This is a genomic window from Rugamonas aquatica (assembly GCF_009380215.1).
Classification (GTDB): Bacteria; Pseudomonadota; Gammaproteobacteria; order Burkholderiales; family Burkholderiaceae_D; genus Rugamonas; species Rugamonas aquatica_B.
This window is the reverse complement of sequence record NZ_WHUG01000008.1, coordinates 209,711-230,136: the sequence shown is the minus strand read 5'-3', so window position 1 is coordinate 230,136 and position 20,426 is coordinate 209,711. Positions and strand designations below refer to the sequence as shown.

Genomic DNA, 20,426 nt, shown 5'->3' with positions numbered 1-20,426 from the left:
TGCGGCCACGCGCCTGACAGAGAGTTAATATTATGGTAAATCCCAATCGCGGCAGCGGCGGCGTCGGCTTCAGTTCCACCGAATTCGAACAAGAGTACGAGCGCCCGTCTAAAACCGAGCTCAAACGCCAGTCCGACGCCCTGCAGAAAATGGGCGAGACCCTGGTCGAGGCGCCGCGCGACCGCGTCAAGCGCGTGCCGATGCCGGAAGACGTGATGGACGCCATCCTCGCCTGCCAGAGCATCACCAACCACGAGGGCCGCCGCCGCCAGATGCAATTCGTCGGCAAGAAGATGCGTACCCTCGACGAGGCCGAAGTGGCCGTGATCCAGAAGACCATCGACAGCTGGAAAGGCGCTTCCAAGTCGGAAACGGCCGCCATGCATGCGCTGGAGCGTCGCCGCGACAAGCTGCTGACCGACGACAAGGCCCTGACCACCCTGCTGGAAGAAAACCCGGAACTGGACGTGCAGCAGCTGCGCACCCTGATCCGCAACGCCCGCAAGGAACAGGCCGAGAACAAGCCGCCTAAGGCTTACCGCGAGATCTTCCAGATCCTCAAGCAGGTCGACGCCAAGAAGAACAAGCCGGCCGCCGACGGCGACGAGCAAGACGAAGACAGCGAGTCCGATGACGAGTAACAGCGACACGCTGGTCATCGGCCTGGTGTCGGTCTCGGACCGCGCCAGCGGCGGCGTCTACCAGGACCTGGGCGTACCCGCCCTGCAGGACTGGCTGGCGCGCGCCCTGACCACCCCCTATCGCCTTGAAACCCGCCTGATCGCCGACGACCGGGCACAGATCGAAGCCACCCTGACCGAGCTGGTCGACACCGCCCGCTGCCACCTGGTGCTGACCACCGGCGGCACCGGCCCGGCCCGGCGCGATGTCACGCCGGAGGCGACCATCGCCGTCGGCACCCGCGAAATGCCCGGTTTCGGCGAACAGATGCGCCAGATCAGCCTGCACTTCGTGCCGACCGCCATCCTGTCGCGCCAGACCGCCGTGCTGCGCGAAATCGCCGACCACTCGGCGCTGATCCTGAACCTGCCGGGCCAGCCCAAGGCCATCGCCGAAACGCTGGGCGGCCTGAAGGACGCCGACGGCGCCACGCTGGTGGGCGGCATCTTCGCCGCCGTGCCGTATTGCGTCGACCTGATCGGCGGTCCCTACATGGAAACCGACCCGGCCGTGTGCAAGGCCTTCCGCCCCAAATCCGCGCTACGCCCCCAACCCTGAGGACGCCCATGAGCACCCTGTTGCAAACCATCGAAAAAGAAACCGGCGCCAACCCGAGCGTGGCCATCATCTGGATGCACGGCCTGGGCGCCGACGCCAACGACTTCGTGCCCATGCTGCACGAGCTGGACCTGCGCGGCCTGCCGGCGATCCGCTTCGTGTTCCCCAACGCCGACACCATGCCCGTGACCATCAACGGTGGCTATGTGATGCGCGCCTGGTACGACATCGTCGCCACCGACCTCGGTCGCCAGGAAGACGAAGCGGGCCTGCGCGCCTCGCAAGCCAAGGTGGAAGCGCTGATCGAGCGCGAGAAAGCACGCGGCATCCCGGCCGAGCGCATCATCCTGGCCGGCTTCTCGCAGGGTTGCGCGATGACGCTGCAAACCGGCTTGCGCCAGCAGGAAAAGCTGGCAGGCCTGATGTGCCTGTCCGGCTACGTGCCGATCGCCGACAAGGCCGCGGCCGAACACACGCCGGCCAGCCTGGCCACGCCGATCTTCATGGTGCACGGCCGCATGGATCCGGTGATTCCGGTGGCCCGCGCCGAACAGTCGCGCGACCTGCTCAAGCAACTGGGCTACAGCGTCGAATGGCACGACTACCCGATGCAGCACTCGCTGTGCCAGGAAGAAGTCGTCCACATCAGCGCCTGGCTGAAAAAAGTACTGGCCTAGGCCAGAGCCGCCGCGACCAACTGCTCCATATCCGGCTGCGTGGCATCCGAATTGGCCAGCTGGATCACCGACATGCGCCGCTGCGGCAGGCGCACAATCAGCGTATTGAAGCCCCACAGGCAGCCGCCATGGAACACCACGTCGTGTCCCTGGCGCTGCACCCATTCCAGCCCGAAGCGGTAGTCCGGCACAGTGCCGTCTTCCAGCGGTGACGGTTGCAGCATCGCTTGCAGCAGGCTGTCCGGCTGCGCCCACTGGCGGTGCCATTCGCGCTCCCACTGCACCAGCTCCTGCGTGCTGGCATACACGCCGCCGTCGCCCACCGTGTTGGCGTTGCCCAGATGCTGACGGTAGCCGCCCGGCCGCGCCGCATCCACCTCGTAGCTGAAGACCCGGTGCGGCAGCACATTCTGGCGGTCGTCGTCGAAGCCCATGCGCGTAATCCCCAGCGGCAGCAGCAGCGTCTCGCGCAGGAAGCGCGCGGCCGGCATGCCGCTCAGGCGCTCGACCAGCGCCGCCAGCAGGATGTAATTGCTGTTGCTGTAGCGGTGGCCCGCACCGCGTTCGACCGTGTCCATGCGCGCGATGACGCGCAGGATGTCGGCGTTGTTGAAATAGTCCGCCTCGTGCCGGCCCGGCTGGCAGCGCAGGAACTGGAAGTAGTCCGGTATGCCGCTGCTGTGATTGAGCAGGCTGCGCAAGGCGAACGGCTGCTCGAATTCGGCCAGCTCCGGCAGCAGCGCGCAGACATCGTCGTCCAACCCGATCTTCCCGGCGCGCACCAGCGCCAGCACCGCCGCCGCCGTGAACTGCTTGGACTCCGACGCCAGGTAGTATGCCGAACGCGCCGACAGAGGCACCGCCAGCTCCAGCGACGCCAGCCCGTGATGCAGCTCGAACGTCACCTCGCCATCGCGCAGCACCACCGCGCTGAAGCCCGGCCCGTCGGCCGGCAGCGCCGCCTGCTGCCGCAGAAAATAGTCGCTCAATGGGTCCATCCGATTGCTCTCCATCGTCATTCCGGCAGCGGCACGGCCGGCGACGCCGGCACCGCCGTCTGCGCCGCGTTCATCACCATCGCCAGGAAGGTGTAGTAGCCGTTGATGCCCATCAGGTCGACCACGCCGTGCTCGCCGAAGGCCGCCAGCGCCGCCGCGTAGGTGGCGTCGTCGACCCGCTGCAGTTGATGCAGCTGCAAGCAGAAGTCGTGCACCAGCGCCTCGTCGTCCACCATGTTCTCAGGCCGGCGCCGCGCCGCCACCGCTGCGATCACTTCGTCCGCGATGCCGTACTGACGGGCGATCGGCTCGTGGATCGCCCATTCCACCTGCTGGCTCCACTGCCGCGCCGTCACCAGGATCGCCAGCTCCGTCAGCCGTGTGCCGATGGCGCTGCGGTAGCGCAGGTACTCGCCCATGCGCTGCGCCGCCGCCATCAGTTCAGGGCTGCGGATCAGCGGCACGAACGGCCCGTACAAGGCCCCGCGCGGGCCGTCGATCACGGCTTGCGCGGCCACCTGCTGCGCCGCGCTCATGTCGGCAAACGGTATGGCTCCCAAACGGTCGGTCATGGCGTGCATCCCTTTCAATTATTCGCTCATGGTGCGGCATAGATCAACAGAATACAAGCCGATCGCGGCTATCGTCTGCTCTTTGTCACCCCGGAACGAAAGGACGCCATGAGCCACATCATCCACCGCAACCTGCGCCGTGCGCCGCCGCTGGCCGTCAGCGCCGCCGGCCTGACCGTGCGCGACAACCAGGGCCGCAGCTATCTCGATGCCAGCGGCGGCGCCGCCGTCTCCTCGCTGGGCCACGCCCATCCCGACGTGCTGGCCGCCATGCACGCGCAGATCGACCGCAACGCCTACGCCCACACCGCCTTCTTCAGCTGCGACGCCGCCGAGGAACTGGCGACGCGGCTGGCCAACGACGCCCCCGGCGACCTCGATCACGTCTACCTGGTGTCGGGCGGCTCGGAAGCGATGGAGACCGCGCTCAAGCTGGCCCGCCAATACTGCGTCGAAGCGGGCCAGCCCAAACGCAGCCTGTTCATCGCGCGCCGCCAGAGCTATCACGGCAACACGCTGGGCGCGCTGGCAATCGGCGGCAACGAATGGCGTCGCCGCCCGTTCGAGCCGCTGCTGATACAGGTGCCGCGCGTCGCCCCCTGCTACGAATACCGCGACCGCGCCGAGGGCCAGAGCACCGAAGACTACACCGCCGCCCTGCTGGCCGAACTGGAGGCGGCCATCCTCCAGCAAGGCCCGGAAAACCTGATCGGCTTCGTCGCCGAAACCGTGGTCGGCGCCACCGCCGGCGCGTTGCCGCCCACGCCTGGCTACTTCCGTGGCGTGCGCCGGCTGTGCGACCAATACGGCCTGCTGCTGATACTCGATGAAGTCATGTGCGGCATGGGCCGCACCGGCACGCTGTACGCGTTCGAACAGGAGGGCGTGCTGCCGGACCTGGTGGTGCTGGGCAAGGGACTGGGCGCGGGCTATCAACCGATAGGCGCGGTGCTGGCGCGCGAGCATGTGGTGCGGCGTCTGCACGAAGGCAGCGGCGCCTTCCAGCACGGCCACACCTACATGGGCCATCCGGTCGCTGCGGCCGCCGCGCTGGCGGTGCAGAAGGTGATACAGAGGGATTGCCTGCTGGGTGCCGTCACCGTGCGCGGCGCGGCCTTCCGCCGCCAGTTGCGCGAGGCCTTCGGCAACCATCCGCATGTGGGCGACATACGCGGGCGCGGCATGCTGCTGGCGCTGGAGCTGGTGCGGGACCGCGACAGCAAGCAGCCCTTCGATCCGGCCTGCCAGCTGCACGCGGCGGTCAAGGAACAGGCCATGACGCGCGGCCTGATGGTGTATCCGATGGGCGGCACCATCGACGGCCGGCGCGGCGACCATATCCTGCTGGCGCCGCCCTTCATTGCCACCGAGGTGGAGCTGGCGGAGATCACCAGCCGCCTGGCCGACGCCCTTGCGCGGGCGCTGACCAGCGTGACCTGATTATTTCGGAGCGGTCCAGGCGACGACGTCCTGCTGCTGCTCGCCCAAACCGGCGATACCCAGCCGCAGGACGTCGCCTTTCTTGAGGAAGCGCTGCGGCTTGCGGCCCTGGCCCACACCCGGCGGCGTGCCGGTGGCGATCACGTCGCCCGGCTCCAGCGTCATGAACTTCGACAGATAGCTGACGATCTGCGCCACCGAGAAAATCATGGTCTCGGTGCAGCCGGTCTGCATGCGCTTGCCGTTCAGTTCCAGGTACAGGTCCAGCTTCTGCACGTCGTAGATGTCTTCCTGCGTCACCAGCCACGGGCCGACCGGGCCGAAGGTGTCGCAGCCCTTGCCCTTGTCCCATTGCGGGCCGCGCTCCAGCTGGAACGAGCGCTCCGACACGTCATTGACCACGCAATAGCCGGCTACGTACTTGAGCGCATCCTCTTCGCTGACATACTGCGCGCGGCTGCCGATCACCACGCCCAGCTCCACTTCCCAGTCGGTCTTCTTCGAGCCTTGCGGCAGCATGATCGGATCGTCCGGGCCGGACAGGCAGGAGATGGCCTTCATGAAGACGATGGGCTCCTTCGGGATGGGCATGCCCGCTTCGGCCGCGTGGTCCGAATAATTGAGGCCGATGCCGATGAATTTGCCGACGCGCGCGACCGGCACGCCGTAGCGCGGATTGCCGCGCACCAGCGGCAGCGAAGCGTGCGGGATTTTTTCCAGCTTGCGCAGCGCCTTCGGCGCCAGCTGCGTCGCGTCGATGTCGGCGATCACGCCGGACAGGTCGCGCAGCTTGCCTTCGTCATCGATCAGGCCTGGTTTTTCTTTGCCGGGACGGCCGTAACGAACGAGTCTCATAAGGGTTCCTAGGTTAAAAGCGTTGGGTCTGTGCCCGCCATTCTAACCGTAGCGCCCTTGTCTCAGCCATTTGTTGGCGATGATCTTGGTGCCGCGCACCACCGGCGCGCCGCCGTGCAGCGTGCGTTTGTCCGGCTGGTGGTTGATGTCGGTGTTGAGGAACCACAGCGCGTTGCCCTTCTTCGGATACACCTCCAGCCCCAGGCCGGGGAACACCGTGCCGCCGCCCTGCTCCACATCGCTCAGGTAGAGGATGAAGGTGGCCAGCCGCTGGCCGCCGCGCGCCAGGTGGCTGCGGTGGCCGCTGCTGTCCGGGTCCAGCCAGTCGTAGTGCGGGCGGTACTCCTGGGTGGCGTCGTACTTCTGCAGCTGGAACGGTTCGCTGCACTCGGCCGGCCAGTGCGCCAGCGCCGCCAGCCGCCGTTCGATGCGCTCGGCCACTTCGGCCTCGCCGCGCTGGATGAAGGCCATCTCGCTGGTGCGGCCTTCGTGCACCATGCTCGATCCATCGGCCTCGCCGGTGACGGTGGAACGCGTGTAGCGCGTGCCGCAATGGGCGATGATGGCGTCGCACTCCTCGTTGCTGAGCACATTCCCCAGCAGGATGATCTGCGGCTGCTTCAGCACGAACAGCACTTCCGCCACGCGGTCGGGCGCCGCCACCAGATTGCGTTCCAGGTCGATATACGGCATCTGCTGCGGCGCCACGAACACGCTGGCCTGCGGCGCCGCGGCAGCACCGGCGCCGGCGGCGCGCAGCACCAGCGCCTCGTCGATGGCGGCGCGCGCCACCGCCATGCTGTGCTGGCCGGAGCCGGCCATGCTGTTGGCCATGTCGAGCGGGTTGCAGGCGCGGTCCAGGTTATCCATGATCCACTCCTGCCAGGCGGACGGCAGGGAAACGAAGACCGAGTGTGTAGAAGTCATGGCGTTATCGAGGGGCTGGTTGCCGGGCTGCCGGATTGGTGTTCGATTTTACCGGATTGCGCCGCGCGGCCACATCGCCCGCGCGCGAATAACAACAGTCCGCGCAGCTGCAGCAGCACCAGCACCGCGAACGCCACCTGATAGGCCTGGGCCGGATACTGCTGCAGCACGTTGGGCCGCCAGCAGCCCACCAGCAGCCCGAAGCCCGCCTGCACCGCGAACGCGCCGAGGAAGATCAGCAGGTTCAGGCAGGTGGCGCCGCGTCCCGTCAGCGTGGCCGGCAGGCTTTGCGCGACGATGGCGTACTCGATGCCGGTGATGGTGCCGATCAGCGTGAACAGCACCGACAGCAGCTGGTAGCTGGGCCGCCAGTTGAGCACAAACCCCAGCTGCACCAGGACGAACAGCGCCACCCCGGCCGCCGCCACGCGGATCGGTTCTATGCCGCGCCGTCCGGCCCACTCGGTGAGCATGCCGACCGCGATGGCGCCGAAGATCACCGCCGCCATGCTGAGGTACAGCAGAAAGGCCACGCCCTGCTCCGTATAGCCGGCGACGTCGGTCAGCCAGCGGCTGATCCACAAGCCCTGTATGCCGAAGAACACCATGTGCGGCACCAGCACCAGCCGCGCCACTTCGCGGAAGGCCGGATGGCGCATCACCTCGCGCAGCACCGCCAGCGCGGCCGATGGCGCAGCAGCAGCAGCAGAAGCAGAAGCAGCGGCAGCGGCGGCCGGTCTGATGCTGGCGGGCGGCGCGGCCGGCGCCAGCACGCGTATCAACAAGCCGGTGCCGACCGCCGCAGCAGCCAGGCCGACGAACAGCCCGCGCCAGTCCGTGTAGTGCAGCGCCAGCCGCACCGGCAAGGTGGCCGATGCCGCGCCCAAGCCGCCGGCCGCGATCAGATAGCCCTGCACGGAAGGCAGCCGCGCCGGCGCGACCCAGGTGGCCAGCGCCTTCACCGCCGACATGAAGCAGCCGCCCAGGCCCAGGCCGATCAGCGCGCGCGCCACCAGCAGCTGGGCGAAATCGTGGCCGCCCGAGAAAGCCAGCGCACCCACTGCCGCCAGCAGCAGCATCGGCGGCTGCACCCGCGCCGGGCCCCAGCGGTCCAAGGCCATGCCGACCGGCAGCTGCGCCAGCGCGAACGCGAGGAAGAAGGCGCTGGTCAGCAGGCCAAGCTGGCCGGGGGTCAGCGCCAGCGCCGCCATCAGCTGCGGCGCCAGCGTCGCGTTCACGGTGCGTATCAGGCTCGATAGATAATGGCCCAGCGCGAACGGCAGGAACACCACAAGGAACACCGCGCGGCCGGACATGGCAGCACCTAGGCCGGAGTGCGGACGCCGCAGCCGGCCGCCGCCACCGCACCGCCGCAGCCACCGCCGCCGCGCAGCGCCTCGTCCTGCCGCGCCGAGATCAGCGGAATCACCTTGCGCTGTCCCGGCGGCGCGGCGCCGAATTCGCTGCGGCTGCCGCCCTCCTCTTCGAAGAAAAACTTCTCCTTGCCGAAGGCCGGCTTCAGCTCGTCCATCCAGGTCGCCTGCGGATCGAACCTGGCGTAGAACGGCTTGCGCACCCAGTCCGCATTGCGCGCCTGCAGGAACTGCAAGGCAAACACCTTCTCGCCGCCGATGTTGGCGATACCGTCGATCACCACCTTGCCGGGGAAAGCGCTCATCGACGGCCCGCGCACCGTGCGCGACAGGCCGGACACCATCTGGTAAGCCTGCTGGAAGATCTCGTGCGCGCGCGCCAGCGGCAGCTGGAAGTACTCGCGCGGACCGGTGTCGCGCTCGACGAACATGTAGTACGGGATCGCCCCCAGCCGCACGCCGGTCTGCCACAGCTCGGCCCAGCTGTGCGGGTCTTCGTTGATGTGGCGGATCAGCGGCCCCTGCATGCGCAAGGTCGCGCCGGTGCCGACGATGCGCTTGACCGCCTGCTGCGCGATGTCCGGCCGCAGTTCCACCGCGTGGTTGTAGTGGCCCATGATGGCCATGTTCTTGCCGCTGTCGACCACCCGTTCGAACAGGCGCAGCAGGTCGTCGGCGTCGCGGTCGGTGACGAAGCGCTGCGGCCAGTACGCCACCGACTTGGTGCCGATGCGGATGTTCTGGATGTGCGCCAGGTCCGGCGCCAGCAGCGGTTCGATGTAGGCCTCCAGCGAGCGCGTGTTCATGATCAGCGGATCGCCGCCGGTAATCAGCACATCGGTCACTTCCGGATGCATGCGCAGGTAGGACGCCAGCTCGTGCGATTCCTTGGCGTCGAACTTCATGTCGTCCATGCCGACGAACTGCGGCCAGCGGAAGCAGAAGGTGCAGTAGGCGTGGCAGGTCTGGCCGGCGCTGGGGAAGAACAGCACCGTCTCCTTGTACTTGTGCTGCAGGCCCTTGAGCGGCGCGTCGTTCACGCGCGGCACGTTGTGCGTCATCTGCCCGGCCGGATGGGGATTCATGCGCATGCGGATGCGCCGCACCAGCTCCGTCAGCGCCTGCTGGTTGGCGCGGCCCAGCACCAGCTCGCGCAGCTGCGCGTAGTCGTCCGGCGCCAGCATGTCGCGGTGCGGGAAGGTCAGGCGGTAGATCGGATCGTCGGGGATGTTGCTCCAGTCGATCAGATGGTCCATCACGTATTCGTTGGTGCGGAACGGCAGCACATGCGACACCACCTGCACCGCTTCCTGCAGGTCGGGCGGTATCCATTCCCATTGGCGCGAATTGGCTATGGTCTGGCGGATGAAGGGCTTGAACTTGGGCGCTAATGCGCCGGCGCTGTTCCAGGACGCTATCGGAGTAGTGGTCATCGCAGGTTCCTATCGCAATAAAAGGAGGGGTGGGAATTGCATGCTAGGCTCCCCTCCAAAATTCCGATTGCCGCAAATCAACTGACACATGGAAATAAATTTTTCCTTGACGCAGACAGGCGTGCACAGTTGCCACACGGCCAGAACTTGCGGCATCGCAATCCCCGTGCGGCGACGGCGGCGTACAGTTCGTTGGAGCAATCCCGCCCCTCCCCCACACCGACGAGGAACCACCATGAGACTGATCGCCCTGTTGAGCGCCGCCGCGCTGCTGCACCTGCCCGCCCACGCCGCCGAGCCCACCGAAAAAGACGCCATCGCGATGGCGGAAAAAGGTGCGGCCTTCATCAAGGCCCACGGCAAGGACGAGATGATCAAGAAGCTGGTCGCCAAGGACCCCGACTACGTGCAAGGCTCGCTGTACGTCGACCTGCGCGACATCAACACCGGCATCGTGCTGGCGCACCCGATCAACCCCTCCATCGTCGGCAAGAACCTGACCGACGTGCCCGACGCCAACGGCAAGAAATACCGCCGCGAAATCATCGAGCTGGCCGCCAGCAAAGGCCGCGGCTGGGTCGACTACCAGTACAAAAACCCCAACACCGGCAAGATCGAACCCAAGACCACCTACATCCTGCGCGTCGGCGATGTCGTGCTGGAAGCGGGCATCTACAAAAAATAGCGGCGGGAGCGCACCATGCTGAAGAAACTGCGTATCGGTCCCAAACTGCTGCTGGCGCCCGGCCTGGTGCTGCTGCTGCTGATCGCCACGGCGGGCGCCGCCTACTACGGCATGGTGCGCCAGAACGCCTCGCTGGAAAACCTGGTGCAGCTGCGCTCCGCCCGCCTCAAGGCCGCCGCCGACATCACCGGCGAGGCGCGCTACGCCCACGCCCACATCTACCAGCTGCTGGCCTGGGTCAACGGCAGCTTCGCCCAGGCCCGCATCGACGCCCTGGCGCGGCAGATCAAGACCGGCCACCACGACATCGACAGCCGGCTGCGCCAGCTGGCGGCGCAAGCGTCCGCCCCCGGCGAAAGCCAGGAGCGGGCGCTGGTGGCACAGGCGCTGCAATCGCTGGCGGCCTACCGCAAGGCGGTGGGCGACGCCATGGAGATGGCGTCCATGGACCAGAGCATCGCCACCAACGCCATGGTCAGCGGCGAAAAGCAATTCCTGCTGCTGAACGAACAGCTGGCGCAGCTGTCGGCGCTGGAAAAGCAGCTCGGCGAACAGGCGTACGCGCGCGCCAGCGACGAGTTCCACGCGCTGGGCAACAGCATGGCGCTACTGGTGCTGCTGTCGATCGCGCTGTCGCTGGGCGTGACGATGGCGGTGCGCGGCGCCATGCTGCGCGACATCCGCGCCATCGCCGACGTGGTGGTGGCGCTGGCCGCCGGCCGTCTGAGCGCCGGCCGCGGCAACGACGGCCGCGACGAGATCGCCGACACCGCCCGCATGCTGGACCACACCATGCACAACCTGACCCAGACGCTGGGCGCCATCCTGGCGGCGGTGCGCGCCATCGACAACGCCGCCCATGAGATCGCCAGCGGCAACCTCGACCTGTCGACCCGCACCGAGATGCAGGCCAGCTCGCTGGAGGAAACCGCCAGCGCCATGGCCAGCCTGACCAAGGCGGTGCAGGACAACGCCGCCAGCGCGCGCCAGGCCTGCACGCTGGCGGCCGACGCCACCGAACTGGCCCAGCACGGCGGCACGGCGGTGCGCCAGGCGGTGCAGACCATGGCCTCGATCCGCGCCAGCTCGCGCCAGATCGTCGACATCATCGGCGTCATCGACAGCATTTCCTTCCAGACCAATATCCTGGCGCTCAACGCGGCCGTGGAAGCGGCGCGCGCCGGCGAACAGGGGCGCGGCTTCGCCGTGGTCGCCAGCGAGGTGCGCACGCTGGCGCAGCGCTCGGCCGCCGCCGCCAGGGAAATCAAGGCGCTGATCGCCGCCTCGGTGGCCACCATCGACAGCGGCAGCGCCTCGGTGCACCAGGCCGGCGAGCGGATGGACGATATCGTCGCCTCGGTGCAGCAGGTCAACGACGTGATCGCCCGCATCAGCGCGGCCAGCGCCGAGCAGGCCCAGGGCATCGCCGAGGTCAACCAGGCGGTCGGGCAGATGGATGATGTGACGCAGCAGAACGCCGCGCTGGTCGAACAGGCGGCCGCGGCCGCCGCCAGCCTGCAGGATCAGGCGGTGCAGCTGTCGCAGGCGGTGTCGGTGTTCAAGGTGGAGGCGCCGGCCTCAAGCCTCGCGCATGGGTTTGCTCAAAAAGCGCGAACCGGCCAGGCCGAAGCGCCACGGCAACTCCACGGCTTTGGAAATGCCGATGCGCGGGCCGGCTAGCACCTCCACCGCCGCCGCTTCGCGCGCCAGCAGCGTGAACGGCGGCGCCGCCAGCGCCAGATTGTTATGCGCGCGCGTCACGCCCAGCGCCTGGCACAGCCGCCCAGGTCCCGAGCACAGCAGCCGACCATCGTCCAGGCCGCGCCGCGCGCGCATCGCCTCCAGCCCGGCCAGCGGCTCCAGCGCCCGGATCAGCACGCCGGCGCCGTGGCCCTCCTCGCGGCAGACGAAATTCAGACACCAGTGCAGCCCGTGCGAGCGGTACACATAGCTGCGCCCCGGCGGCCCGAACATCGAGAAATTGCGCGGCGTCGGGCCGTTGTAGCTGTGCGCGGCCGGCTCGGTGCGGTCGTAGGCCTCGGCCTCGACGATGCGGCCGCCGACGCCGTCCACCAGCAGCGTGACGCCGATCAGTTGCCGCGCCACCTCGTCCGAGGGCGCGCTGAAATCTATGCCAGCGATGAGCTTGTCCATGCGGCTATTGTAAATGCCAATGTGGCCGTCCCGCTCACGAAAGGCGTGACAAATGATTATCGAATCGCCGCACTTACAAGAATTTAGCGACAAAATATGCTGCCGGCGGCAGAAAATCGGGAGAAATTCATGCCCGCCGCGCGCGCTTGCGGCGATAATCAGGGTAAGCATGCCCAGCATGAGTGAGCGCACTGGTTTATAGTGCTGCTTTTGCATCGCCAGCCCCTAGCCCTGAAGACCACAATGACGACAGTTGCAGCCCCAGCCTTGCCAGCAGAAAACGCGGTGGAAGACGCGCTGATGCGCTCCATCCGGATTCCGCCCCGGCCCAGCCTGCTCGTCGACCTGCAGCGCGAGCTGGCGCAGCCGGATCCGTCGCCGCGCCGCATCGCCCGCATCATCGGCAACGACGTCGGCATGTCCGGCGCCCTGCTCAAGCTGGCCAACTCGCCGTTCTTCGGCGCCGCGCGCAAGGCCAAGTCGGTCGAGCAGGGCATCAACTTCCTCGGCATCAACCAGTGCGCGGCCCTGCTGACCGGGCTGCTGGCGCGCCAGGCCATCGAAGGCAAGGAAGCCGACCTCAGCGCGTTCTGGGAAATCTCGGCGCGCCGCGCCCAGGCCGTGGTGTTTTTCTCGCGCAAGCTGCGCATCGCCCCGCCCGACATCGCCCACACCTTCGGCCTGTTCTGCGACATCGGCGTGCCGCTGCTGATGAACCGCTTCGACGACTACGCCGACACCTACGCCGACGCCTGCGAGGACGCCGAGCAGCCGTTCACCGCCATCGAAGACGCCCGCTACAGCACCAACCACGCCGCCATCGGCTGCCTGCTGGCGCGCAACTGGGGCTTGTCGCCCGACGTCTCCTGGGCCATCCTGCTGCACCACGATTACCGCGTGCTGGACGACCCGGCCACCGACGACGCCGTGCGCTCGCTGGTGGCGCTGGCGCTGCTGGCGGAAAAAGGCATTTCGCGTTTCCACGGCCGCAACCTGTCCTACGAGTGGGAAAAAGGCGGCGACCGCGCCTGCCGCCACCTGGGCCTGTCCGAAGATGAAACCGCCGACCTGCTGGACGAACTGCACGAAGCCTTCCACACCGAACGATAATAAAAACATGCCAAAAAATAAGCGCCCCGTACCGCGCAAATCCGCCAACTCGCCGGAACTGAAAGACGAGCAGCAAACCACCGAACTGTGCGCCCTGGCGCTGGACCTCGCCGACGGCGAGTTCAACCAGGACATCGTGGCCGACAGCACCCGCGCCGACCTGGCGCAAAAAGCCCTGGACTTCCAGCGCCTGCTGCGCAAGCTGCTCAACCAGGGCAAGGACGAAGTGTTGTACGGCGCCATCGAGCTGGCGCGCGACGAAGCGCTGGACGGCTTCCGCTACCTGCGCAACGCCGTCGAGGAAGGCGCGGCCAGCGTGCTGATGCGCCGCGAAGGCGCGCCCGAGATGGAGATCGACGCCTTCGCCATCCCGGTGTTCGTGCACAGCCAGGGCGGCCTCGACCCGGCCTTCGATTTCCAGGACGGCGCCGCCTACGAGGCGCTGCTCGACAGCTTCACCGACGCCGGCCTGGAAAGCGCCAAAGCCAAGGTGGTGCTGGTCAGCCACGCCTACGACCTCGACGAATTCGAACGCGTCAGCTACGGCCAGCTGCACGCCATGGTGCGCGAAGCGGCGCACTCGCTGACCGAGAAAAAAATCGCCGCCGCGCCGGCGCTGGAGCGCAGCATGGCGGCCGGCTGGTCGGCCACCGGCTTCGGCGCGGACGACACGGCGGTCGAGCTGCGCTTCCTGCTGGGCTTTGCGCTCAAGCGCGCCGACGACCCGTTCTACAAGGTGCCGGCCGGCGAAAAAGCCGCCGACGCCTATTTCGCCAAGCGCGCCGAGCGCTACCAGCAGTGGACCGAGCGGCACGCGCCGCTGGTGGCGCGCTGCCTGGGCCGCGGCCGCGGCGCGCCGGAGCTGCGCCTGAACTTCCTGTACCAGGACTTGTTCTTCGGCGCGCGCGCCCAGGGCCAGTCCGAGTACGCGATGCTGCAGCTGCTGTCCACGCTGAACCAGGCGCTGGACGGCCAATCGCCGGACCAGGTCGAGGCCGTCATCGCCCCGGCCGACCTCGACGATGAAATGCTGCTGCGCGTGCAACTGCGCGCCGGCGGCGCCGTGCTGGCCGAGGCCGACAAGCCGCTGGACCCGTGCGCCGACCTCGAAGAAGAAGTCGACGACCTGCGCGACGCGCTGGCCAGCATCGGCATCGCCCGGCTGACGGTGGCGCTGCGCTTCGACGCCCAGGGGCAGCCGGTGGAGCCGCGTCCGCTGGGCTGAGGGCCGCAAATTCCCGTTTGACATCGCCGCGCGAGCCGAGGATACTTTCCTCAAGCGGAACACAGAATCCGCTGCCAGGTGCGGCGCCGGCTTGTGCTCCGCAGCAAAGGGAGACTAGTCATGAAACCATGGGCCTTGACCTTGTGCGCCGCGCTGCTGTGCGGCTGCGCCGGTCCGTCGCAAACGCTGCGCGTGGCCGCCCCGGCCGTATTCCACGACCAGCTGTTCCAGCCGCCGGCCACGCCGGTGGACACCCGCCATATCTTTGCCGTCAGCCAGGAGATGCGCGACTATCTGAGCCGCGAAATCGGCCACAGCCTGCAGCGCAAGGATGCCCGCCGCGAACTGTTCGACGCCCTGTACCGCAAGGACAAGCTGCAGCTCGAATACGATTCCGCCATCACCCGCGACGCCGCCCAGACCTTCGCCGCGCGCGCCGGCAACTGCCTGTCGCTGGCCATCATGACGGCCGCGCTGGCCCATGAACTCAACCTGGTGGTGCAATTCCAGCAGGTCGACGTCGAGGAAAGCTGGAGCCGCGCCGGCAACCTGTACTTCGCCAGCAACCACGTCAACCTGGCGCTGAGCCGGCAGCGCCTCAGCTACGGCGAGGCCTACAGCGTCGACCTGTCGAACGCGCTGACGGTGGACTTCGTCCCCGTCCCGCCCAAGGCGCGCGAAAGCACCCGGCCGCTGGAAGAACAGACCATCATCGCCATGTACCTGAACAACCGCGCCGCCGAACTGCTGTCGCAGGGGCAGCTGGACGAAGCCTACTGGACGGCCCGCAAGGCGGTCGAGCAAGACCCGGCCTTCCTGCACGCCTACAACACGCTGGGCGTGATCTACCAGCATCACGGCAACCTGGGCGAGGCTGAACAGTCGCTGCGCTACGCCCTGTCGCAGGCGCCGAACAACACCATCTTCCTGTCCAACCTGGCGCAGTCGCTCGATGTCCAGCCCGGTCCGGACAAGCAGGCCGAGGCGGCCCGGCTGCGCATCCGCCTGGCCCAGCTGGAGCCCGATCCGCCCTTCCACTTCTTCAACCTGGGCCAGGCCGCCATGCAGGCCGGCGACTACCGCCGCGCGCGCGACCTGTTCGCGCGTGAAGTGGAACGGGTGCCGGACTACCACGAGTTCCACTTCTGGCTGGCGCTGGCCAATTACCAGCTGGGCAATCTGCGCGAGGCCGACGCCCACATGAGCAAGGCGCTGGCCAACAGCACCACGCGCGGCGACCACGACCTGTACTCGGCCAAGCTGGACCGCATCCGCGCCTACGAGGCGCACGCGACGGGCAAATAAGGGCGGACTGATGGTATTCTTGCTGGAGGCTTGACACATAGTTGCAATTGCGCAACAATTGCAAAATATGTAAACACGCTACGCCAACCAAGGATACCGACATGCTGAGACCCAGCTCCGCTTACGCCCTCCCGCTGCTCATCGCCGCCCTGCTGACCGGATGCGGCGGCGGTGGCGGCGGAGGCAACAGCGGCACGCCCGACAACGGCAACCCCGCCGCCACGCCCGCCCTCAGCTTCAACCCTTCCACCGTCCGCGCCACCGTCAGCGCCGGCACGTCGCTCACCCTCAACGTCATCGCCACCGTCACCCGCCCGGGCGACTTCGCCAATGCGGCCAGCGTGTTCGCCAGCGTGGTCGACAGCAACGGCGTGATCGTGCCCAACGCCCAGGTGGTGCGCGACAGCGACACCCAGTACCACGCCGTGCTGCAGACCGCGCCGTCGCTGGCGGCCGGCACCTACACCGGCAACTTCAGCGTGCGCCTGTGCCGCGACAGCGCCTGCGCCGCACAATTCCCCGGCTCGCCGATGCAGCTGCCGTACAACCTGCAAGTGGTGCCGGCCGGACAACTGGCCTTCACCGCCACCCCGGCCGTCGCGCTCAACGCCACCGCCCACCTCAGCGGGGCCGCGCCGGTTCCGGTCAGCGTCGCCATCGGCGGCGAAGGCCGCAACTGGAGCGCCAGCACCGGCGGCGCCGCCTGGCTCAAGCCCACACCGGCCAGCGGCAGCGGCAGCGGCACGCTCAGCGTCGCCTTCGACGCCACCGGCCTGGCCGTGGGCGACTACAGCACCACGCTGACCATCACCGCCAGCGACGGCCAGAGCGTCGCGCTGCCGGTCGCGCTGTCGGTGCAGCCGAGCGGCCTGACCACCAACACCGGCGGCGTCGTCTTCAACGCCATCAATGGCGCCCCGATCGCCACCCAGGTGGTGGCGATCGATACCGACGACCACAGCAGCCTCGCCTGGAGCGCCGTCTCCAGCGACACCTGGCTGCGGGTCTCGCCCGCCAGCGGCGCCAGCACGCCGTCCACCATGGTGCTGACGGTCGATCCCACCGTCGCAGCGCTGGCCAGCGGCAGCTACCCGGGCAGCATCTCGCTCAAGGCCAACAACCTGCCGGCGCGCTCGCTGCCGGTCACGCTCAACCTGGCCAAGCCCACGCTGAGCAGCTCGCTCAACAGCATCAGCCTGGGCGGCACCTACGGCCGCGACTTCACCGTCAACCCGAGCCTGACGCTGAGCCTGAACACCGTCACCAACGCCTGGCCATGGTCGCTCGGCACCTTGCCGGCCTGGGTCACGGCCAACTCCGCCAGCACCAGCGTCAACCAGACCGGCGCCACCGTCGCCTTCACCGCCAAGCCAGCCGCCGCGCAGGTCGGGATCACCTCTGCGCTGGTCACCGCCACCGCCCGTGTCAACGGCGACAGCGTGCCGGCCCAGGTCCTGCTGACCATCAACAAGGACAAGCACAAGCTGATCCCGTCGGAAACCGGCGTCGGCTTCAGCGCCTCGCCGGGCTGGAGCCGCCTGACCCGCACCCTGACCGTCAGCGACAACTACAACACCTTCGGCGGCATGAGCGCCGCCTCCGACCAGGGCTGGCTGGTGGCCGGCGTCAACGCCAACAAGCTGATCCTGACGGCCGACCCGACCCCGCTGGGCCCGGACACGCTGAACATCGCCACCGTCACGCTGACCCCGCTCGACGCCGACGCCAGCGCACCGGAGACCGTCCGCGTCGCCCTGTGGAAAGGCACCCGCACGCCGGTCGCCAACGTCAGCACGGTGCTCAGCTACAGCAACGTCGCGACCGACCCGATCCGGCCGTACGCCTATGTGCACAACGGCGGCGCCTACATCGACGTCTACAACCTGTACAAGGGCCAGAAGGTCGCCACCATCACCGGCCTGGGCGCCAGCCTGGGCGACATGGTCACCAGCAGCAACGGCGACTACCTGTTCCTGCTGAACCTGAGCAGCCGCACCATCACCACCATCGACCTCAACACCCAACAGGTGCTGACCCAGTTGCCGGTCAACGCCGACAAGTCGACCCGCCTCAAGGTGATCCGCCCGAACGGCGTGGAAATGCTGGTGCTCAGCAACGGCGCCGCCTACCTGACATCCAGCGGCGTCCGCCTCAACCTGCCGCTGACCAGCGGCGGCACACTGGCGGCCAGCGGCAACGGCAAGAGCTTGCTGCAACAGGATGAGAACAATAGCAGCGTGCAAATCACCACGCTCAGCGTCGACTATGCCGCGCTCAACGGCGGCACGCTGTTCACGGCCAGGATACCGGCCGCCAGCCACGGCAACACCGGCAGCCTGGGGCAGGATATCGCCGTCAGCGCCGACGGCACGCGCATCTACACCGCCAGCAGCACGCCCAAACTGTGCAGCATCCTCAACCCGGCCGACCTCGGCGTGCTGGGGTATCTGGCGGCCGGCGACGGCACGCCGAACAACATCAAGCTCGGCAGCGACGGCCGCATCTTCTGCGGCACCGCCGTCAAGTCGGCCTTCAGCGATGTGTGGATGTACGATACCAGCGGCAAGCTGCTGAACCAGTTCCGCCTCGCGGCCACCGGCCGCCAGTTGCTGCCGCGCCAGCTGGCGGTCTCCGGCGACGGCATGATGATGATCGGCATCACCGACGACGGCACCGCCACCATGGTGCCGGTGGGGCCGTAGGCGCTTCAGTAACCGGTGCTGCGGCCGGCGATGACGGGCAGGTCGTCGTCGCTGGTCATGGCCCAGATCAGGCGGGCGATGGTTTCCGAGGCGATCACCGTGTGGTGGTTGCCTTGAGCCATCAGCTTCTCGCGGATCTCGCGCCGCACGGCGGGGATGCCGGTCAAGTCGAACAGGATGTCGACGCCGGTGCCCAGGGCGACGATCTGGTCCAGCGACGTCACCGCCAGGCCGGCGTCCAGCGCCATCTGGCGGCCCGGCGTATCGCCGCTTTCGGCCACCGCCACCAACTCCACGCCGCGCTCGCGGCGGCCCAGCATATTGCGCAAGAAGGCCGAGCCGATACGGCCCAGTCCGATGATGGCGATTTTTTGATTGTCCACTTTATCCCCTGCTGAGTTGAACTGCGGTCGATACCCCTGTCAAAACTGTGTTAAAAAGAAAGTGTATTAAAAGCAAGCATAACCACGCTCCCCCGACAAGGCAAGCTACATGGAACGCAACGCGCTGCTGGACCACATTTTTTGGCACACATTGACCGGCGCCCACGCGCACCACGCCAGCGGCAGCGGCGGCGCGCGCCGCTACAACGAAGGCTTTTCCCCCATCGTCGCCTTTGCCGACCCGGCGCAACCGGACTTCGACGCGCTGGCGGCCGTGTGCGCGCCGGGACTGTCCTTCTATTGCGACAGCTGGGCCGGCGCCGCTCCGCCCGGCTGGCGCATCGACGCCGAAAGCACCATGTTCCGCATGGTGTGGCGCGGCCCCGCGCCGGCCGCCGATCCGGCGCCGGACGCCGTTCCCTTGCAGCCGCAGCACGCCGCACAGGCGCTGGAACTGGCCGGCCTGTGCAAGCCGGGACCGTTCGGCCTGCGCACCATCGAGCTGGGCGACTACTTCGGCTACTTCGACGGCGAGCGCCTGATGGCGATGGCCGGCGAACGCCTGCGCGCGCCGGGGCTGTGCGAAATCAGCGGCGTCTGCACCCATCCCGACGATCAGGGTCGGGGGCTGGCCAAACGGCTGATCGGCAAGCTGATCCATCGCCACCGGCAGCGCGGCGACACTTCCTTCCTGCACGTCATGCGGAGCAATGACGCGCACCAGCTCTACCTGCGCATGGGCTTCGAGGATTACCTGGAGTCGGTGGTGCGGGTCATTTCACGCGAGGACATTTGAGATGCAGGCTTTAATCATCATCGACATGCAGCAAGGCATGGCCAGCCCGGCCGCCGGCCAGCGCAACAACCCCGGCGCCGAGGCCAACATCGCCGCCCTGCTGGACGCCTGGCGCGCGGCCGGCGCCACCGTGGTGCACGTGCGCCACATGTCGCGCACGCCGGGTTCGCCGTTCTGGCCCGGCCAGCCGGGCGCCGAATTCCAGCCGCGCCTGGCGCCGCTGGCCCGCGAACACGTGGTGGAAAAGAATGTGCCGGACTGCTTCGTCAACAGCGGGCTGGAACGCTGGCTGCGGGTGCGCGGCATCGACGACGTGGTGCTGGCCGGCGTCAGCACCAACAACTCGGTGGAGGCCAGCGCGCGCAGCGCAGGCAACCTCGGCTTTGCCACGCGGGTGGTGGCCGACGCCTGCTACGCCTACGCCCAGACCGATTACGCGGGCGCGCCGCGCAGCGCCGACGATGTACACTACATGGCGCTGTCCAACCTCGATGGCGAATACGCCGCCATCGTCGACACCGCCAGCATGCTGGCGGCCATACGGAGCTGAAC

At 67.8% G+C, this 20,426-nt stretch carries 20 protein-coding genes; 12 read left to right on the top strand and 8 right to left on the bottom strand.

Annotation, left to right across the window (positions count from 1 at the left end; all coding sequences use genetic code 11):
- The first annotated feature begins 32 nt into the window (after positions 1–32).
- Genes yjgA through GEV02_RS20200 form a run of 3 tightly spaced genes read left to right on the top strand, consistent with a single transcriptional unit; the run spans position 33 to position 1,916 of the window.
- Complete coding sequence (gene yjgA / locus GEV02_RS20210; protein WP_152839752.1) at positions 33–641, top strand: ribosome biogenesis factor YjgA; 609 nt, start codon at positions 33–35, stop codon at positions 639–641.
- Positions 631–1,239, top strand: coding sequence for a molybdopterin adenylyltransferase (gene mog / locus GEV02_RS20205; RefSeq protein WP_152839750.1), 609 nt, complete (start codon positions 631–633; stop codon positions 1,237–1,239). The genes yjgA and mog overlap by 11 nt, the downstream gene beginning before the upstream one ends.
- An 8-nt stretch (positions 1,240–1,247) precedes the next feature.
- Complete coding sequence (locus GEV02_RS20200) at positions 1,248–1,916, top strand: alpha/beta hydrolase (RefSeq protein ID WP_152839748.1); 669 nt, start codon at positions 1,248–1,250, stop codon at positions 1,914–1,916.
- Here the strand turns inward: GEV02_RS20200 and GEV02_RS20195 are convergent.
- Complete coding sequence (locus GEV02_RS20195) at positions 1,913–2,914, bottom strand: serine hydrolase domain-containing protein (RefSeq protein WP_152839747.1); 1,002 nt, start codon at positions 2,912–2,914, stop codon at positions 1,913–1,915. The two genes, GEV02_RS20200 and GEV02_RS20195, sit on opposite strands and share 4 nt — an antisense overlap.
- A 17-nt stretch (positions 2,915–2,931) precedes the next feature.
- Positions 2,932–3,486: a carboxymuconolactone decarboxylase family protein gene (locus GEV02_RS20190; RefSeq protein ID WP_152839745.1), complete on the bottom strand. Its 555-nt coding sequence runs from the start codon at positions 3,484–3,486 to the stop codon at positions 2,932–2,934.
- 108 nt (positions 3,487–3,594) lie between these two features.
- Between GEV02_RS20190 and GEV02_RS20185 the strand changes: the two genes are divergently transcribed.
- Positions 3,595–4,926: an aspartate aminotransferase family protein gene (locus GEV02_RS20185; RefSeq protein WP_152839743.1), complete on the top strand. Its 1,332-nt coding sequence runs from the start codon at positions 3,595–3,597 to the stop codon at positions 4,924–4,926.
- Here the strand turns inward: GEV02_RS20185 and GEV02_RS20180 are convergent, their stop codons facing one another.
- Genes GEV02_RS20180 through GEV02_RS20165 form a run of 4 tightly spaced genes read right to left on the bottom strand, consistent with a single transcriptional unit; the run spans position 4,927 to position 9,514 of the window.
- On the bottom strand, positions 4,927–5,781 hold the full coding sequence (locus GEV02_RS20180) for a fumarylacetoacetate hydrolase family protein (protein ID WP_152839741.1): 855 nt from the start codon (positions 5,779–5,781) through the stop codon (positions 4,927–4,929).
- A 42-nt stretch (positions 5,782–5,823) separates the two neighbouring features.
- On the bottom strand, positions 5,824–6,708 hold the full coding sequence (locus tag GEV02_RS20175; RefSeq protein WP_235922848.1) for a 2OG-Fe(II) oxygenase: 885 nt from the start codon (positions 6,706–6,708) through the stop codon (positions 5,824–5,826).
- Positions 6,705–8,024, bottom strand: a complete 1,320-nt coding sequence (locus GEV02_RS20170) for an MFS transporter (protein WP_152839739.1) — start codon at positions 8,022–8,024, stop codon at positions 6,705–6,707. Before GEV02_RS20170 ends, GEV02_RS20175 begins: the two co-directional genes overlap by 4 nt.
- An 8-nt stretch (positions 8,025–8,032) precedes the next feature.
- Positions 8,033–9,514, bottom strand: a complete 1,482-nt coding sequence (locus GEV02_RS20165) for a KamA family radical SAM protein (RefSeq protein WP_152839737.1) — start codon at positions 9,512–9,514, stop codon at positions 8,033–8,035.
- 235 nt (positions 9,515–9,749) lie between these two features.
- Here GEV02_RS20165 and GEV02_RS20160 point away from each other — a divergent pair, with 235 nt between their 5' ends.
- Together GEV02_RS20160 and GEV02_RS20155 are read left to right on the top strand one after the other, a co-directional pair.
- A complete protein-coding gene (locus GEV02_RS20160) occupies positions 9,750–10,199 on the top strand; it encodes a cache domain-containing protein (RefSeq protein WP_152839735.1) in 450 nt (149 codons plus the stop codon).
- Positions 10,200–10,214: 15 nt separating this feature from the next.
- A complete protein-coding gene (locus tag GEV02_RS20155; RefSeq protein WP_152839733.1) occupies positions 10,215–11,879 on the top strand; it encodes a methyl-accepting chemotaxis protein in 1,665 nt (554 codons plus the stop codon).
- On the opposite strand, the gene GEV02_RS20150 is transcribed toward GEV02_RS20155, so the two are convergent.
- The gene (locus GEV02_RS20150) at positions 11,778–12,353 is read right to left on the bottom strand and encodes a DNA-3-methyladenine glycosylase (RefSeq protein ID WP_152839732.1); all 576 of its coding nucleotides are present in this window, start codon (positions 12,351–12,353) and stop codon (positions 11,778–11,780) included. The two genes, GEV02_RS20155 and GEV02_RS20150, sit on opposite strands and share 102 nt — an antisense overlap.
- Before the next feature lie 243 nt (positions 12,354–12,596).
- On the opposite strand from GEV02_RS20150, the gene GEV02_RS20145 reads away from it, so the two are divergent.
- The 4 genes from GEV02_RS20145 to GEV02_RS20130 all read left to right on the top strand — a co-directional run bounded on the left by GEV02_RS20145 (position 12,597) and on the right by GEV02_RS20130 (position 18,695).
- Positions 12,597–13,463 (top strand): HDOD domain-containing protein, encoded by an 867-nt coding sequence (locus tag GEV02_RS20145; protein WP_152839730.1) that lies wholly within the window; start codon positions 12,597–12,599, stop codon positions 13,461–13,463.
- 7 nt (positions 13,464–13,470) lie between these two features.
- Positions 13,471–14,688, top strand: coding sequence for a DUF2863 family protein (locus GEV02_RS20140; protein ID WP_152839728.1), 1,218 nt, complete (start codon positions 13,471–13,473; stop codon positions 14,686–14,688).
- Between the two features lie 120 nt (positions 14,689–14,808).
- Entirely contained in the window at positions 14,809–15,993 is a 1,185-nt protein-coding gene (locus GEV02_RS20135; protein ID WP_152839726.1) for a tetratricopeptide repeat protein, read from the top strand.
- 101 nt (positions 15,994–16,094) lie between these two features.
- Positions 16,095–18,695 (top strand): BACON domain-containing protein, encoded by a 2,601-nt coding sequence (locus tag GEV02_RS20130; RefSeq protein ID WP_152839724.1) that lies wholly within the window; start codon positions 16,095–16,097, stop codon positions 18,693–18,695.
- Positions 18,696–18,700: 5 nt separating this feature from the next.
- Here the strand turns inward: GEV02_RS20130 and GEV02_RS20125 are convergent, their stop codons facing one another.
- Complete coding sequence (locus GEV02_RS20125; RefSeq protein ID WP_328595873.1) at positions 18,701–19,078, bottom strand: Rossmann-fold NAD(P)-binding domain-containing protein; 378 nt, start codon at positions 19,076–19,078, stop codon at positions 18,701–18,703.
- A 109-nt stretch (positions 19,079–19,187) separates the two neighbouring features.
- On the opposite strand from GEV02_RS20125, the gene GEV02_RS20120 reads away from it, so the two are divergent.
- Positions 19,188–19,874 carry a GNAT family N-acetyltransferase gene (locus tag GEV02_RS20120; protein WP_152839722.1) on the top strand — a complete coding sequence of 229 codons (687 nt, stop codon included), beginning with the start codon at positions 19,188–19,190 and terminating at the stop codon, positions 19,872–19,874.
- 1 nt (position 19,875) lies between these two features.
- Positions 19,876–20,424, top strand: coding sequence for a cysteine hydrolase family protein (locus GEV02_RS20115; protein WP_152839720.1), 549 nt, complete (start codon positions 19,876–19,878; stop codon positions 20,422–20,424).
- The last annotated feature ends 2 nt before the right edge of the window (positions 20,425–20,426 follow it).

Excerpts from the sequence above, each read along its gene's own strand:
- yjgA (WP_152839752.1), top strand. The coding sequence starts at position 33 with ATGGTAAATCCCAATCGCGGCAGCGGCGGCGTCGGCTTCAGTTCCACC.
- mog (WP_152839750.1), top strand. The coding sequence starts at position 631 with ATGACGAGTAACAGCGACACGCTGGTCATCGGCCTGGTGTCGGTCTCG.
- GEV02_RS20200 (WP_152839748.1), top strand. The coding sequence starts at position 1,248 with ATGAGCACCCTGTTGCAAACCATCGAAAAAGAAACCGGCGCCAACCCG.
- GEV02_RS20195 (WP_152839747.1), bottom strand. The coding sequence starts at position 2,914 with ATGGACCCATTGAGCGACTATTTTCTGCGGCAGCAGGCGGCGCTGCCG.
- GEV02_RS20190 (WP_152839745.1), bottom strand. The coding sequence starts at position 3,486 with ATGACCGACCGTTTGGGAGCCATACCGTTTGCCGACATGAGCGCGGCG.
- GEV02_RS20185 (WP_152839743.1), top strand. The coding sequence starts at position 3,595 with ATGAGCCACATCATCCACCGCAACCTGCGCCGTGCGCCGCCGCTGGCC.
- GEV02_RS20180 (WP_152839741.1), bottom strand. The coding sequence starts at position 5,781 with ATGAGACTCGTTCGTTACGGCCGTCCCGGCAAAGAAAAACCAGGCCTG.
- GEV02_RS20175 (WP_235922848.1), bottom strand. The coding sequence starts at position 6,708 with ATGACTTCTACACACTCGGTCTTCGTTTCCCTGCCGTCCGCCTGGCAG.
- GEV02_RS20170 (WP_152839739.1), bottom strand. The coding sequence starts at position 8,024 with ATGTCCGGCCGCGCGGTGTTCCTTGTGGTGTTCCTGCCGTTCGCGCTG.
- GEV02_RS20165 (WP_152839737.1), bottom strand. The coding sequence starts at position 9,514 with ATGACCACTACTCCGATAGCGTCCTGGAACAGCGCCGGCGCATTAGCG.
- GEV02_RS20160 (WP_152839735.1), top strand. The coding sequence starts at position 9,750 with ATGAGACTGATCGCCCTGTTGAGCGCCGCCGCGCTGCTGCACCTGCCC.
- GEV02_RS20155 (WP_152839733.1), top strand. The coding sequence starts at position 10,215 with ATGCTGAAGAAACTGCGTATCGGTCCCAAACTGCTGCTGGCGCCCGGC.
- GEV02_RS20150 (WP_152839732.1), bottom strand. The coding sequence starts at position 12,353 with ATGGACAAGCTCATCGCTGGCATAGATTTCAGCGCGCCCTCGGACGAG.
- GEV02_RS20145 (WP_152839730.1), top strand. The coding sequence starts at position 12,597 with ATGACGACAGTTGCAGCCCCAGCCTTGCCAGCAGAAAACGCGGTGGAA.
- GEV02_RS20140 (WP_152839728.1), top strand. The coding sequence starts at position 13,471 with ATGCCAAAAAATAAGCGCCCCGTACCGCGCAAATCCGCCAACTCGCCG.
- GEV02_RS20135 (WP_152839726.1), top strand. The coding sequence starts at position 14,809 with ATGAAACCATGGGCCTTGACCTTGTGCGCCGCGCTGCTGTGCGGCTGC.
- GEV02_RS20130 (WP_152839724.1), top strand. The coding sequence starts at position 16,095 with ATGCTGAGACCCAGCTCCGCTTACGCCCTCCCGCTGCTCATCGCCGCC.
- GEV02_RS20120 (WP_152839722.1), top strand. The coding sequence starts at position 19,188 with ATGGAACGCAACGCGCTGCTGGACCACATTTTTTGGCACACATTGACC.
- GEV02_RS20115 (WP_152839720.1), top strand. The coding sequence starts at position 19,876 with ATGCAGGCTTTAATCATCATCGACATGCAGCAAGGCATGGCCAGCCCG.